Source organism: Shewanella marinintestina (genome assembly GCF_023283845.1).
Lineage (GTDB): Bacteria > Pseudomonadota > Gammaproteobacteria > Enterobacterales > Shewanellaceae > Shewanella > Shewanella marinintestina.
Genome location: NZ_JAKILC010000015.1, coordinates 1 through 14436, shown reverse-complemented (window position 1 = coordinate 14436; position 14436 = coordinate 1). Strand labels below are relative to the sequence as shown.

Sequence of the window (14436 nt, the reverse complement as noted above, 5' to 3'; positions counted from 1 at the left end):
TTGATATAAGTAAAATAACTTAGATTGAGATAGGTCTGATATGGCGCAGCAATATACACACATAGTTTTAGGTTTAGGTGCAACAGGTCTGTCTGTTGTGCGTTACCTGTGTGCGCAAGGCATTACCCCTCTTGTGATGGACAGCCGTGTTCAACCTCCTGGAGCTGATACGTTAGCGAGCGAATTTCCGCAGGTTGAATTAATTGCTGGTGGTTTTGATTGCCGCTATTTAGTGCAAGCGCAGCAGATTGTGATTAGCCCTGGTATCGCATGTGAAACTCCCGAGGTGAGAGTTGCATTTGATATGGGGATTGAGGTGATTGGCGATGTTGAGCTGTTTGCTAGAGAAGTGAGTAAAACTGATGCCAAAGTCATTGGTATTACAGGCTCAAATGGCAAGACAACAGTGACAACTTTGGTTGGTGAAATTGCTCAAGCTAGTGGTTGCTCTTATGCTGTTGGCGGTAATATTGGTGTACCAGCACTGGACTTACTTTTAGCGCCAAAAGACCTATACATTCTTGAGCTATCAAGCTTTCAATTAGAGACAACTCACAGCTTGCGCTGCACCGTAGCGACTTGTTTGAATATCAGTGAAGATCACATGGATCGCTATAGCGATTTGGAGTCTTACCGCCAAGCAAAGTTAAAGCTATATGATCAGACCAAGATGGTGCTGTTTAACCGCGAAGACTTACTTACAGTTCCTAATAACCCTGCGAATCAGAATAGTTTTGGGCTAGATATGCCTGAAGTTGATGCATGGGGTATTTCATCAGGGATGCTAGTACAGGGTGACAGTCCTATCATGGCTGTTAGTGATGTAGCGCTTGTCGGCAGTCACAATCATGCCAATGTTTTAGCTGCTATGGCATTAACCACTGCAGTGGGTATCAAGCGTGAATTTCAAGTACAGATCGCCAAAACGTTTAACGGTTTAGCTCACCGTTGTGAGACCGTTGCAGATATCGCTGGAGTTATTTATATCAACGACTCTAAAGCGACTAACGTTGGTGCAACCGTTGCCGCTATTGATGGATTAACTGACCACTTAGGTGAGTTAATTCTTATTGCTGGTGGCGATAGCAAAGGGGCTGATTTAACCAGTCTCGAACCTGTACTAGCTAAAGTCAGCCAATTAATTACTTTGGGTCGTGACGGTGACAAAATTGCAGCGCTAAAACCGGATGCTATTAGGGTTGCAACTATGGCGGAAGCTGTAGCTGCAGCGCATGAAGTCGCTACTGCTGGTGATATCGTTATCTTGTCGCCAGCTTGTGCAAGTTTAGATATGTACCCTAACTATATGGCGCGCGGAGATGAATTTCGTGGCTTGGTTGAAGCGTTAGATGATAACTAAAGCGAAGTTATCGAGTTTTTTTGGCGAGCATTTTAAATGGTCAATGCCGAATCTATTTAGCGATAGCTTAACGCCGAGCCAGTTGCTGTATGACAGATCATTGCTCTTTGCAGTATTAGCTCTGATTAGTTTTGGCTTTGTTATGGTGATGTCTGCTTCGATGCCAGAAGCACAGACATTAACAGGCAACCCGTTTCACTTTGTATGGCGCCATGGTGCATACCTGGTTGGATGCGTGATTATTGCGGTGGTGGTATTGCAGATAGAGATGCAATATTGGCAGCGCTTTAGCCCCTTATTATTGCTTGTTGTCGGCTTGATGTTATTTGCCGTGCTTCTTGTTGGTACAACGGTAAATGGTGCTACGCGTTGGCTGTCTATAGGGCCTATTCGTATTCAGGTTGCTGAGATTGCAAAGTTTGCTTTTGCGATTTATATGGCAGGGTATTTAGTTCGCCGACATCAAGAGATTAGAGAAAATGCTAAAGGGTTTTATAAGCCGATTGCAGTATTTGCAGCTTACGCAATTTTAATTTTGATGCAGCCTGACTTAGGTACCGTTGTGGTGCTGTTTGTTGGCACAGTTGGTTTGTTATTTTTAGCAGGGGCGCGCTTATTTGATTTCTTTGCACTGATACTGGCAGGCATTTTAGCGTTTGTCGCCTTGGTGTTATTGGAGCCTTATCGAATGCGCCGAGTGACGTCGTTTCTTGACCCTTGGCAAGACCCATTTGGTAGTGGTTATCAGCTTACCCAATCGTTAATGGCTTATGGTCGTGGTGATTGGTTTGGCCAAGGCTTAGGCAACAGTATCCAGAAGTTAGAATATTTGCCCGAGGCACATACCGACTTTATCTTTGCTGTGATTGGTGAAGAGCTTGGTTTTATCGGAATTATCGCAGTATTAGCGGTACTGTTATTTGTTGCGCTGAGGGCAATAAAGCTTGGCAACATGTGTTTAGCACTCGATCGTGCCTTTGAAGGTTACCTTGCCTACGGCATTGGTATTTGGATCTGTTTTCAGACCGTGGTTAACGTCGGTGCAAGTATCGGTATGTTGCCGACTAAAGGTTTAACACTGCCTTTTATTAGTTATGGCGGCAGTAGTTTATGGGTAATGACGGCAGCAGTGATGCTACTTATCCGTATCGATTATGAAAGAAGATTAAGTGTTGTTCAGGCCGTAGAAGGCAGGGCAAACAAACAATGAGTAAATTAATGACTGACCAAGCTGAAGAAAAGCGCATTTTAATCATGGCCGGTGGAACTGGTGGTCATGTATTTCCTGCGTTAGCCGTAGCTAAATATTTAAGCCAGCAAGGATGGAAAGTACGCTGGTTAGGTACCGCTGAGCGAATGGAAGCGAGATTAGTCCCACAACATGGCTTTGATATCGACTTTATTGATATCAAAGGTGTACGTGGTAATGGCTTGATGCGCAAATTGGCCGCGCCATTTAAGATTTTACGTTCGGTCATGCAGGCGCGGGCAGTGATTAAAAGCTTTAAGCCTGATGTGGTGATGGGAATGGGCGGATTTGCTAGTGGGCCTGGTGGCGTAGCAGCCAAGTTATGCGGTATTCCATTAGTATTGCACGAACAAAATGCCATTCCTGGAATGACGAATAAACTGTTGTCACGCATTGCATCAGAAGTCTTGTGTGCCTTTGAAGGTACCTTTACTGATGTTAAAGCGCAAACAGTTGGCAATCCTATCCGCAAAGAGCTGATTGCTCTAGGTGATAAGCGGGAGGCTTGTTGTGATGATGACTCACTTAAAGTGCTCGTTGTTGGCGGAAGTTTAGGCGCCAAGATTTTTAATGATGTTATGCCAAGTGTATTAGAAGGTGTGAGTAAGACTCACTCTATGACTGTATGGCATCAAGTTGGTCGCGATAATCTAAGTTCAGTTAAAGCTGAATACCAGCGTTTAGGTCAAGATGGCAGCGTCAGTGTTGCTGAGTTTATTGATGATATGGAAGCTGCTTATCGTTGGGCTGATGTGGTGGTTTGTCGTTCAGGTGCATTGACGGTTTCAGAGCTTGCAGCTGTTGGCTTACCAAGCCTATTGGTGCCTTACCCACATGCTGTTGACGATCATCAAACTAAGAACGCTAAAGTACTGGTTAATGCTGGGGCAGCTTTCTTATTGCCACAGCCAATTGTCGATACCAGCAAGTTAATGACTAAGTTGTCTATGTTGGCATCGGACAAACAAGAATTATGCAATATGGGGCAACGTGCCCGAGACGTAGCGATATTAGACGCCACACAAAGAGTGGCTAACGTCTGTATTCGATTAGCTGAGAAGGGTTGAAATGAGTAACAAAGCAGAAAAGCATTCACAGCTAAGATCGATGATCCCTGAAATGCGTAGGGTTAAACATATTTATTTTGTTGGCATCGGTGGCGCTGGTATGGGCGGCATCGCAGAAGTCCTTGTGAACGAAGGTTACAAGTTAAGTGGTTCAGACATTGCGGCAAGCCCAGTAACTGAACGACTAGAACAGTTAGGCGCAACAATTTACCTTGGCCATGATGCAAGCCAGGTCAAAGATGTTGATGTGGTTGTTGTCTCTACAGCAATTAGTGCAGATAACCCAGAATTGGTTGCCGCTAAAGAATTACGTATTCCTGTAGTGCGCCGCGCCGAGATGCTGGCAGAGTTAATGCGTTATCGTCATGGCGTTGCTGTAGCGGGCACACACGGCAAGACCACTACAACCAGCTTAATCGCTAGTGTTTATGGTGAAGCTGAGCGCGATCCAACATTTGTTATTGGTGGCTTGCTTAACAGTGCAGGTACCAATGCTCGTTTAGGCCATAGCCGTTACCTTATCGCCGAGGCGGATGAGAGTGATGCGAGCTTCTTGCATTTGCAGCCTATGGTTAGTGTGGTGACCAATATTGAAGCCGATCATATGGATACTTATGAAGGCGACTTAGAGAAGCTAAAAACGACGTTTGTCGACTTCTTACATAATCTGCCTTTCTATGGTGTAGCAGTTGTTTGTATCGATGATCCAATTGTACGTGAGCTTATTCCACGTATAAGTCGCAAAGTAGTGACTTACGGATTTAGTGAAGATGCAGATGTACGAGCAGTAAGCTTTAAGCAAACAGGTTACAGCTGTGAATTTACGGTTCGCCGTGCGGGTATGGATGACTTGCAGTTGTCGGTTAATTTACCGGGCGAACATAACGTACTTAATTCATTGGCTGCTATTGCAGTGGCGACTGAAGATGAAATCGCAGATGAAGCGATTATTAAGGCGTTAGCGGAGTTCCAAGGCATTGGTCGCCGTTTCCAACAGATTGGTGAGTTCAACACATCTAAAGGCGAAATTAAGCTAGTTGATGACTATGGTCATCACCCGAGCGAAGTTGCTGCCACGATTAAAGCTGCGAGACTAGGCTGGCCTGAACGTCGCTTAGTCATGATATACCAGCCACATCGCTATAGCCGAACTCGTGACTTGTATGAAGATTTTGTTGAAGTTCTATCACAAGTTGACTGCCTACTAATGCTAGATGTTTATTCGGCAGGCGAAGCACCAATTCCTGGCGCTGATAGCCGAGCATTATGCCGCTCGATTCGAGTTCGTGGTCAAGTTGAGCCGGTGTTTGTTGCTAGCAGCGAGCAACTTGAAACACTTTTACCTGAGATTTTACAAGGCGGCGATTTGTTGCTGACTCAAGGCGCAGGAAATATCGGTGTTGTTTCGCGTACCTTGGCGGAGTCAAATCTAGGGTTCAATACCGTGATTGACGAAAAAAATGTGTAATTTAGAGCGATATAGCTTAATTTATCCATCAAATTTTGACGCTTGGAATAAGGGCTATATAATGGCCGATTTTCTGAGTTTACGGTTGCAAAAGGAAGCCTAAAGGTGTCTTGGCGCAAGAAAGGTCAGCGTGTTCGAGTTTTGCTATTAGAAGCCGATTGGTATTTGTGCTTCGGCTTGGTGTTTTTGCTATGTGTACTGATAGGTTTCGGTATGGCTGCAATGAAGCTAGACACCTTGCTAAATGACGCAGATGCGCTGCCTATTGAAGCTGTTGCGGTAAAGGGTGAAAGGATTTACACCGAAGATGAAGAGATCCAACTTGCATTACAAGATTTGATGCAACGAAGCTTTTTTTCTGCGGATGTAAACCAAGTGCAAGATGCCCTAGAAGCACTACCTTGGGTTTATCAAGCTTCAGTACGTCGTGAGTGGCCAGCCAAATTAAAAATCTATTTGGTTGAACAAAAGCCAGTTGCACATTGGAATGGTGATGCTTGGCTCAATATTTATGGCGAAGTGTTTGATGCCCCAATGAAAGAAGGTATACCTAACTTACCTTTCTTGACGGGACCTGAAGAGCAAGGTAAGTCGGTGCTAACTACTTACCAACAGTTAGGCGAACTTTTAAGAATTAATGGCTTTAACTTACAAAGCTTAAGTTTAAGCCCTAGACATGCTTGGCATGCTGAGCTCAATAATGGCATTAAGCTGGAGCTTGGCCGAGAAGACAAGATGGCAAGGATACAAAGATTTATTCACGTCTACCCGCAACTTGCAAAGCAAGATAAACAGGTAGCTATCGTGGATTTGCGCTACGACACAGGTTTGGCCGTAGGTTGGGATGATGCACAAAAGAGAGCCGTTAATTAATGACCAAGAATCTAGATAGAAATCTGATTGTGGGATTGGACATAGGGACGTCAAAAGTCGCTGTGATCATTGGTGAAGTATTGCCTGACGGTGAGATCAGTATTGTCGGCCTGGGTAACCACCCCTCAAGAGGGATGGACAAAGGGGGCGTTAACGACCTCGACTCTATCGTTCGTAGTGTGCAAAGAGCATTAGACCAAGCAGAACTAATGGCTGATTGCCAAGTCTCATCTGTATACCTGAGCATTTCGGGTAAACATATCGAATGCCAAAATGAAAATGGCATGGTATCGATTAATGATGAAGAAGTGACACAAGAAGACGTTGATAACGTTATTCATACCGCACGCTCGGTAAAAATACCGACAGAGCGCCGTATTCTGCATGTGTTACCGCAAGAGTACGCCATTGATGTACAAGACGGCATTAAGAGCCCTATTGGTATGTCAGGTATGCGTATGGAAGCGAAAGTCCATATCGTCACTTGTGCTAACGATATGGCGAAGAATATCACTAAGAGTGTTGAGCGCTGCGGTTTAAAAGTTGATGACTTAGTGTTTTCAGCAATCGCGTCAGCAGACTCAGTACTAACTGATGATGAAAAAGACTTAGGTGTTTGTTTAGTTGACATCGGTGGCGGCACCACAGATATCGCGGTTTATACTAATGGTGCACTGCGTCATTGTGCTGTTGTGCCAGTTGCGGGCAATCAGGTGACTAACGACATAGCTAAGATATTCCGCACGCCTTTGTCACATGCAGAACAAATTAAAGTTGAACATGCGAGTGCTCGCAGTTCAATGGTGAGTCGTGAAGACAGTATTGAGGTGCCATCTGTAGGCGGTCGTCCGTCACGTAGTATGTCGCGTCATACATTGGCAGAAGTCGTTGAGCCAAGATACCAAGAATTATTTGAATTAATCCTAAAGCAGCTGCATGACAGCGGGCTAGAAGATCAAGTGGCAGCGGGTATTGTCATTACTGGTGGTACAGCATCAATTGAAGGTGCTGTGGACATCGCTGAGGCAACCTTTGGTATGCCAGTAAGAATGGCACAGCCGCTACCAGTTAAAGGTTTACATGAATATGTGGACCAACCTATTTACTCTACCGGAGTTGGGTTGCTTCACTATGGTGCGCGCAGAGTGATTGAACGTCAGTTCGAACGTCCTGAGCGACAAGGGGTCACCAGTCTTTGGAATCGGGTCCAAAGTTGGTTTAAAGGCGAGTTTTAGTTAATAACGCAGGCATAACGGAGAGAAGACCATGTTTGAGATCATGGATAGTCATACAGACGAAGCGGTGATTAAGGTCATCGGTGTCGGTGGCGGCGGTGGTAATGCTGTCGAGCATATGGTTAAACACAACATCGAAGGTGTTGAGTTTGTAGCAACAAATACTGACGCACAAGCACTGCGTAAGTCTGCTGCATCAACCACAATTCAATTAGGTCGCGATGTGACCAAAGGTTTGGGCGCTGGCGCAAACCCTGAAATTGGTCGTCTAGCGGCTGAAGAAGATAAAGAAAGCATTCGTAATGCGATTAAAGGTTCAGACATGATCTTTATCGCTGCAGGTATGGGCGGTGGTACAGGTACTGGTGCTGCACCTGTTGTTGCTGAGATTGCACGTGAAGAAGGTATTCTTACCGTTGCAGTAGTCACTAAGCCTTTCCCATTCGAAGGCAAAAAGCGTATGACTTACGCGGACCAAGGTATCGAGCAGCTTGCTAAACATGTTGACTCATTGATCACGATTCCGAACGAAAAACTGCTTAAAGTTCTTGGTCGTGGCACCTCTTTATTAGATGCCTTTGCAGCAGCAAACAACGTACTGCTTGGTGCTGTTCAAGGTATTGCAGAGCTAATTACTCGTCCTGGTCTAATCAACGTCGATTTCGCCGACGTGAAAACCGTTATGTCTGAAATGGGTAATGCCATGATGGGCACCGGTGTTGCCAGTGGTGAAGATCGTGCTGAAGAAGCGGCTGAGGCTGCTGTGGCAAGTCCACTACTTGAGGATATCGATCTTGCAGGCGCTCGTGGTGTTCTAGTGAACATTACAGCTGGCATGGATATGAGTATCGAAGAGTTCGAGACTGTGGGTAACCACGTTAAGGCTTATGCTTCTGACAACGCAACAGTGGTTGTTGGTGCGGTCATTGATCCTGAAATGTCTGATGAGCTACGTGTAACGGTTGTTGCTACCGGTATTGGTGCTGAGAAAAAGCCTGATATCCAGTTAGTGTCTAAGCCTGCTCCACGTCCTGAGCCAATCGTTCCAGCAGAACCTCGTGTTGAGAGTTTTGCAGCTGAAGATGCAATTGCGCCAACTATGTCGCACGGCAACACTGCTACCGCAGCTCAACCACAAGTGGCGACACCTGTAACCGAGAAGAAGAACGAACTAGACTACTTAGATATTCCAGCATTTTTGCGTAAGCAAGCTGATTAATATAAGTGTTAATAGATAGTTAACAGGTGTAAGGCAATACTTAAATGTTGTCTTAAAGCTGAGTGAATTTTGGTTAATTTGCAAAGATATGCTAAGATATCCGACCAGCATAGCCTACACACGGCCAAAAAGTGTGTGGTTAGTGCTCTTTATGTTGAGATGATAAACGGGTAAGTACATGATTTTTCAAAGAACTGTAAAAGAAATGGTTAAGACTACTGGTGTTGGATTGCATTCCGGCAACAAGGTGACTTTGATCATTAAACCCGCACCAGTTAATACCGGCATTAAACTTGTTCGTACTGACTTGTCGCCTGCAGTGGAAATTCCAGCTGTAGCCGACCAAGTACGTGAAACAACAATGTGTACTGCTTTGGTTAATGATGATGGTGTTCGTATCTCAACAATTGAGCATCTATTTGCAGCGCTAGCCGGACTAGGTATTGATAACGCAGTTATTGAAGTTGACGCGCCTGAAATTCCAATTATGGATGGTAGTGCGAGTCCTTTTGTATTCCTACTGCAATCAGTAGGTATTCAAGAGCAAAGCGCAGCTAAAAAATATATCAAAATCACAAAACCTATTCGCGTTGAAGACGGTGATAAGTGGGCTGAGTTAAAGCCATTTAAAGGCTTTCGAGTTGATTTCGCAATTGACTTTAACCACCCAGAGATCGCACGTAGTCAACAGCATATGGTTATGGATTTTTCATCATCTGCTTTTGTTAAAGATATCAGCCGCGCAAGAACTTTCGGTTTTATGCGAGATATCGAATACCTAAGAGCCAATAATCTAGCACTAGGCGGCAGCATGGAAAATGCTGTTGTACTTGACGAATACCGCGTCCTCAACCCCGATGGCCTGCGTTATGAGGACGAGTTCGTTAAGCACAAGATCCTTGATGCTTTTGGTGATTTATATGTCGCGGGACACGCCATAGTTGGTGAGTTCTGTGCATATAAAACAGGGCATGCACTTAACAACCAGTTAGTGCGCGCCATGCTTGCACAGCAAGATGCTTGGGAAATCGTGAGTTTTGAAAAAGAAGCCGATGCACCTGTCAGCTTCTCAGTACCAGCCGGTGCTGTATTCGCTTAATCGCGAATTAAGATTGCCTTGAACGGCTGGCCAATGCAGCCAGCCGTTTTAGTTTTACCGCTAATGTCCCCTCTGTATGTTCAGCTAAAGCTTCAATGTGAGCGGCGGCGTTTTCACTAATTAGGTTGTGAGCAGGCTTGGATTTTGTTTCATACATTAACAAGCTTGGGTTGACTTTAACCTCGATTGCGGTAAGCATGGGTAGCGTTTCGGCTTGTAGCAATTGTAGTATTTTGGGTTTTTGGAAGTTAATTCTTGCCGCCCAAGCAGCCGTGGTTGTTTCAATCACCAAGATCCCTTGGCGTAAATTGGCAACCTTTAGTTGCTCTGTCACTGGACCAGTTAGCACTTGTTTCACGTAGTGATCTAAGTGTAATAACAGTTCTGCTTTTTCAGCCAGATTAGGCATAGTGCCTTGCTGGTGCAGTAACTGACTGAGATCCTGAGGGGGCTTTTTCATATGATAATAAAATGGCTTAATTAGGCTATGAGTGTAACAGTTTTTATTCAAGGTCGAAATGGTGCCACACGCTGGCAACCAGGAAAGCGTTGGCTGCTATTACCAATACTGCTGATTGCAGCAGGTACAGGTCTATATCAGCACAATGCAAAGCAACTTACACAGCAACAAGCTAATGTCGATAGTGAGCGAATGGCTCGCGAAGAACAAAAGGATGAGTTAATTGCACTTAAAAGTGCGACTGAAACTCAGCTTTCGATGTTGGTTGCCCACGTTGCACGTATGCAAGCTAAACTCACGCGCATAGAAGCCTTGGGTCAGCAAGTTGCTCTCAATAATCAATTAGAAGATCAATTTGATTTCTCTTCTGAAGTCGGTGTTGGCGGTATCAGTGAATTAGGTACTAACATCGAACTCGACCAGCTTATCGCAGATATGGATGAGTTGGTGTCTCGAATAGATAATAATAATGTTCAGCTTTCACTACTTGAAACAGTAGCATCTAATCTCCATATAGATGAAGAACGTTATATATCTGGGCGACCAATTCAAAAAGGTTGGTTATCCTCGCCCTACGGTTTACGAAATGATCCTTTTAATGGCAAAAGAACGATGCATAAAGGTATCGACTTTGCAGGAAAAGAGGGCGTCGATGTAATCGCTACCGCAGGTGGTGTGGTTACATGGGCGGACAAGATGTTTGGCTATGGTAATTTAGTTGAAATTGATCATGGAAATGGTCTAAGTACACGCTATGGTCATAATAAAGCTTTGTCAGTAAATGTGGGCGACGTGGTCGCTAAAGGCGATAAAATCGCTGTGATGGGAAGTACTGGGCGCTCAACCGGGCCTCATGTACACTATGAAGTGTTGCGTGGTGGACAGCAGATCGATCCGCAAAAGTATGTCTACCGCAAGGCAGGTTAATCGTAAAATAGGCTTTCAGGCTCTCAAAGGGACTTGGCCAACAACATAGAAGTGGTTCAGATGTTTGGTAAATTACTGACAAAAGTATTTGGTAGTCGCAACGATCGTACACTTAAAGCATTCGGTAAAGTGGTTAATAAAATTAATGCACTAGAAGCTGAGTACGAAAAACTATCGGATGAAGAATTAAAAGCAAAAACCGCCCACTTCCGCGAGCGTTTAGACGGTGGTGAATCATTAGATGGCGTATTACCTGAAGCATTTGCTACGGTACGTGAAGCATCAAAACGTGTTTTCGAAATGCGTCACTTTGATGTGCAGATGATTGGTGGCATGATCCTCGATAGTAACCGTATTGCAGAAATGCGTACTGGTGAAGGTAAAACCTTAACGGCAACTCTGCCTGCTTATTTGAATGGTTTAACTGGTAAAGGTGTTCACGTAATTACCGTGAATGACTACTTAGCGGGTCGTGATGCTGAAAATAACCGTCCTCTTTTTGAATTCCTAGGCTTAACTGTTGGTATTAACGTTGCGGGTCTTGGGCAAGTAGAAAAGAAAGCGGCTTATGATGCCGATATTACTTACGGTACTAACAACGAATTCGGTTTCGACTACCTACGTGACAATATGGCGTTCTCTCCAGCTGAGCGCGTACAACGTCCATTGCATTACGCTCTAATCGACGAAGTTGACTCGATTCTAATCGATGAAGCACGTACGCCACTTATTATTTCCGGTGCGGCTGAAGATAGCTCAGAGCTATACATCAAGATCAACACTCTAATCCCTAACCTTATTGCTCAAGATAAAGAAGATACTGAAGAGTATGTAGGTGAAGGTGATTACTCAGTTGATGAGAAGTCAAAGCAAGTTCATATGACTGAGCGCGGTCAAGAAAAAGTTGAAGTCTTATTGACTGAGCGCGGCATGCTAGCCGAAGGTGATTCACTTTACTCAGCAGCTAACATATCTCTGTTGCACCATGTGAACGCGGCACTGCGCGCACATACATTATTCGAAAAAGACGTCGACTATATTGTGCAAGACAACGAAGTGGTTATTGTTGATGAGCACACTGGCCGTACTATGCCGGGTCGTCGTTGGTCTGAAGGTTTACATCAAGCGGTAGAAGCTAAAGAAGGGGTTCATATTCAAAATGAAAACCAAACATTAGCATCGATCACTTTCCAGAACTTCTTCCGCCAATACCAAAAGCTTGCCGGTATGACGGGTACAGCTGACACTGAAGCGTTCGAATTCCAACACATCTATGGTTTAGACACGGTTGTTGTTCCGACAAACCGTCCAATGGTTCGTAAAGACCATCCGGATCTTGTTTATCTTACAGCTGATGAAAAGTACGCCGCAATCGTTAAAGATATCGTCGGTTGTCGTGAGCGTGGCCAGCCAGTATTGGTTGGTACTGTTTCGATTGAACAATCAGAGCTACTGCACAGCTTATTAAAGAAAGAAAAGATCCCACATGAGATCTTGAATGCTAAATTCCACGAACGTGAAGCGGATATTGTTGCGCAAGCTGGTCGTACAGGTGCGGTAACTGTTGCTACTAACATGGCGGGTCGTGGTACAGATATCGTGTTAGGCGGTAACTGGAACATGGAAATCGAAGCATTAGCTGATGCAACTGATGAACAGAAAGCTAAGATTAAAGCTGACTGGAAAATTCGACACGATGAAGTGGTTGACGCTGGTGGCCTGCATATCTTAGGTACAGAACGTCATGAATCTCGTCGTATCGATAACCAGCTACGTGGTCGTTCTGGACGTCAAGGTGACTCAGGTTCATCTCGTTTCTACTTATCTATGGAAGATAGCTTAATGCGCATCTTCGCTTCAGACCGTGTTTCTTCAATGATGAAGAAATTAGGTATGGAAGAAGGTGAAGCAATTGAGCATCCATGGGTATCGCGTGCTATTGAAAACGCACAGCGTAAAGTAGAAGCACGTAACTTCGATATTCGTAAGCAATTGCTTGAGTTTGATGATGTTGCTAACGATCAGCGTCAGGTTGTCTATGCACAGCGTAATGAGCTAATGGATGCTGAAAGTATTCAAGACACCATTACTAACATTCAAGAAGACGTAGTAAATGGTTTAGTTGACCAATACATTCCTCGTCAGTCAGTAGAAGAGCTTTGGGATGTTGAAGGTCTAGAGAAGCGTCTACAACAAGAGTACGCAATGAACCTTCCTATCCAAGAGTGGTTAGATAAAGAAGATGACTTGCACGAAGAAACATTACGCGAGCGTATCGTTGAAACTTGGGTTAACGCCTACAAAGCTAAAGAAGAGATGGTAGGCGAGCAAGTACTACGTCAATTCGAAAAAGCAGTAATGCTACAAACGCTTGATGGTTTATGGAAAGAACACCTTTCTGCAATGGATCACTTACGCCAAGGTATTCACTTACGTGGTTACGCACAGAAGAATCCTAAGCAAGAGTATAAGCGCGAATCATTCGAGTTATTCCAGCAAATGCTTGAGTCATTAAAGCATGATGTGATCAGTATTTTGTCTAAAGTACAAGTACAGGCACAATCAGATGTTGAAGAGATGGAAGAACGTCGTCGTCAAGAAGATGCCAAGATCCGTCGCGATTACCAACATGCAGAAGCTGAAGCTATCGTTGGTGCTGAAGAGAGTGCAGCTCTAGCTGCTACTCAACCAACTGTACGTGATGGCGAGAAAGTTGGTCGCAACGATCCATGCCCTTGTGGTTCAGGTAAGAAGTATAAGCAATGCCACGGTAAACTAAGCTAGATTAAAGCTAGTAAGTAAAAGTACTGTTGTATACAGAAAGGGTGACTCATTGAGTCACCCTTTTTTGTTGCTTGTATAAGGTATCGAAATAATAGCGACTCGCAGTGAGTAATGAAAATAAGCAAGGGATAATTGGATAAGTAGCACAGAAGGAAAGAATAGAATGGCTATTAAGAAGGTGCCTAGTATGTGTTGCATAGTACGAAGTTCTTTTGCAGAACAGAGGTAAAGCCCTTATTGGTTATAAAATCCACGTCAAAAGTGAGTTTTGTGGATAAGTCTGAGGGTAACTAGTGATTAAGTTGTGCTTAAATAAAAACATTGAAAAAACCTTAATTTTCTTTAAAAAAGCGCTTGCGCTCTTTTAAAATCTCCCTATAATGCGACCCCACTGACACGGCGAAGCAGGCCACCTACCAAGCGTTAGGCTAGATAGAATGGGACTTGCAGCAGAGTTAGAGAGATTAACTTCTACGGAAATTGACCTCAGGTGACAATCGCTTTAAGAGCTTCGATTGATGTGACTTGTATAAAGAATCATCGCTTGAAAAACTTCTTAAAATAAGCGCTTGACGCCGACACTAGGAAGTGTAGAATACGCCTCCTCAGCCAAACGACCTAAGCGTCTAAGGCGAAGTCTGAAAGACGACTTCACGCTCTTTAACAATATGACAAGCAAATCTGTGTGGACACTC

At 44.3% G+C, this 14436-nt stretch carries 11 protein-coding genes; 10 read left to right on the top strand and 1 reads right to left on the bottom strand.

Going from position 1 to position 14436, the window contains the following annotated elements; translation table 11 throughout:
* The first annotated feature begins 40 nt into the window (after nucleotides 1–40).
* The 8 genes from murD (at nucleotide 41) to lpxC (ending at nucleotide 9570) form a co-directional block, all read left to right on the top strand.
* Entirely contained in the window at nucleotides 41–1360 is a 1320-nt protein-coding gene (gene murD / locus L2747_RS15355) for a UDP-N-acetylmuramoyl-L-alanine--D-glutamate ligase (RefSeq protein ID WP_248999891.1), read from the top strand.
* Nucleotides 1350–2570: a cell division protein FtsW gene (gene ftsW / locus L2747_RS15350; protein WP_371986011.1), complete on the top strand. Its 1221-nt coding sequence runs from the start codon at nucleotides 1350–1352 to the stop codon at nucleotides 2568–2570. Before murD ends, ftsW begins: the two co-directional genes overlap by 11 nt.
* An 8-nt stretch (nucleotides 2571–2578) precedes the next feature.
* On the top strand, nucleotides 2579–3676 hold the full coding sequence (gene murG, locus L2747_RS15345; RefSeq protein ID WP_248999996.1) for an undecaprenyldiphospho-muramoylpentapeptide beta-N-acetylglucosaminyltransferase: 1098 nt from the start codon (nucleotides 2579–2581) through the stop codon (nucleotides 3674–3676).
* Nucleotide 3677: 1 nt separating this feature from the next.
* The gene (gene murC, locus L2747_RS15340; protein WP_248999890.1) at nucleotides 3678–5144 is read left to right on the top strand and encodes a UDP-N-acetylmuramate--L-alanine ligase; all 1467 of its coding nucleotides are present in this window, start codon (nucleotides 3678–3680) and stop codon (nucleotides 5142–5144) included.
* Between the two features lie 105 nt (nucleotides 5145–5249).
* Entirely contained in the window at nucleotides 5250–6017 is a 768-nt protein-coding gene (locus L2747_RS15335; RefSeq protein ID WP_248999889.1) for a cell division protein FtsQ/DivIB, read from the top strand.
* Nucleotides 6017–7252, top strand: coding sequence for a cell division protein FtsA (gene ftsA, locus L2747_RS15330; RefSeq protein ID WP_248999888.1), 1236 nt, complete (start codon nucleotides 6017–6019; stop codon nucleotides 7250–7252). The genes L2747_RS15335 and ftsA overlap by 1 nt, the downstream gene beginning before the upstream one ends.
* 31 nt (nucleotides 7253–7283) lie before the next feature.
* A complete protein-coding gene (gene ftsZ, locus L2747_RS15325; RefSeq protein ID WP_248999887.1) occupies nucleotides 7284–8471 on the top strand; it encodes a cell division protein FtsZ in 1188 nt (395 codons plus the stop codon).
* Between the two features lie 178 nt (nucleotides 8472–8649).
* Complete coding sequence (gene lpxC / locus L2747_RS15320) at nucleotides 8650–9570, top strand: UDP-3-O-acyl-N-acetylglucosamine deacetylase (RefSeq protein WP_248999886.1); 921 nt, start codon at nucleotides 8650–8652, stop codon at nucleotides 9568–9570.
* 7 nt (nucleotides 9571–9577) lie between these two features.
* Here the strand turns inward: lpxC and L2747_RS15315 are convergent, their stop codons facing one another.
* Nucleotides 9578–10030, bottom strand: coding sequence for a DUF721 domain-containing protein (locus L2747_RS15315; protein WP_248999885.1), 453 nt, complete (start codon nucleotides 10028–10030; stop codon nucleotides 9578–9580).
* Between the two features lie 27 nt (nucleotides 10031–10057).
* Between L2747_RS15315 and L2747_RS15310 the strand changes: the two genes are divergently transcribed.
* Nucleotides 10058–10957 (top strand): M23 family metallopeptidase, encoded by a 900-nt coding sequence (locus L2747_RS15310; RefSeq protein ID WP_248999884.1) that lies wholly within the window; start codon nucleotides 10058–10060, stop codon nucleotides 10955–10957.
* A gap of 60 nt (nucleotides 10958–11017) precedes the next feature.
* Nucleotides 11018–13741 (top strand): preprotein translocase subunit SecA, encoded by a 2724-nt coding sequence (gene secA, locus L2747_RS15305; protein ID WP_248999883.1) that lies wholly within the window; start codon nucleotides 11018–11020, stop codon nucleotides 13739–13741.
* The last annotated feature ends 695 nt before the right edge of the window (nucleotides 13742–14436 follow it).

Excerpts from the sequence above, each read along its gene's own strand:
- ftsA (WP_248999888.1), top strand. The coding sequence starts at position 6,017 with ATGACCAAGAATCTAGATAGAAATCTGATTGTGGGATTGGACATAGGG.
- ftsW (WP_371986011.1), top strand. The coding sequence starts at position 1,350 with ATGATAACTAAAGCGAAGTTATCGAGTTTTTTTGGCGAGCATTTTAAA.
- L2747_RS15315 (WP_248999885.1), bottom strand. The coding sequence starts at position 10,030 with ATGAAAAAGCCCCCTCAGGATCTCAGTCAGTTACTGCACCAGCAAGGC.
- L2747_RS15310 (WP_248999884.1), top strand. The coding sequence starts at position 10,058 with ATGAGTGTAACAGTTTTTATTCAAGGTCGAAATGGTGCCACACGCTGG.
- ftsZ (WP_248999887.1), top strand. The coding sequence starts at position 7,284 with ATGTTTGAGATCATGGATAGTCATACAGACGAAGCGGTGATTAAGGTC.
- murG (WP_248999996.1), top strand. The coding sequence starts at position 2,579 with ATGACTGACCAAGCTGAAGAAAAGCGCATTTTAATCATGGCCGGTGGA.
- murC (WP_248999890.1), top strand. The coding sequence starts at position 3,678 with ATGAGTAACAAAGCAGAAAAGCATTCACAGCTAAGATCGATGATCCCT.
- murD (WP_248999891.1), top strand. The coding sequence starts at position 41 with ATGGCGCAGCAATATACACACATAGTTTTAGGTTTAGGTGCAACAGGT.
- lpxC (WP_248999886.1), top strand. The coding sequence starts at position 8,650 with ATGATTTTTCAAAGAACTGTAAAAGAAATGGTTAAGACTACTGGTGTT.
- secA (WP_248999883.1), top strand. The coding sequence starts at position 11,018 with ATGTTTGGTAAATTACTGACAAAAGTATTTGGTAGTCGCAACGATCGT.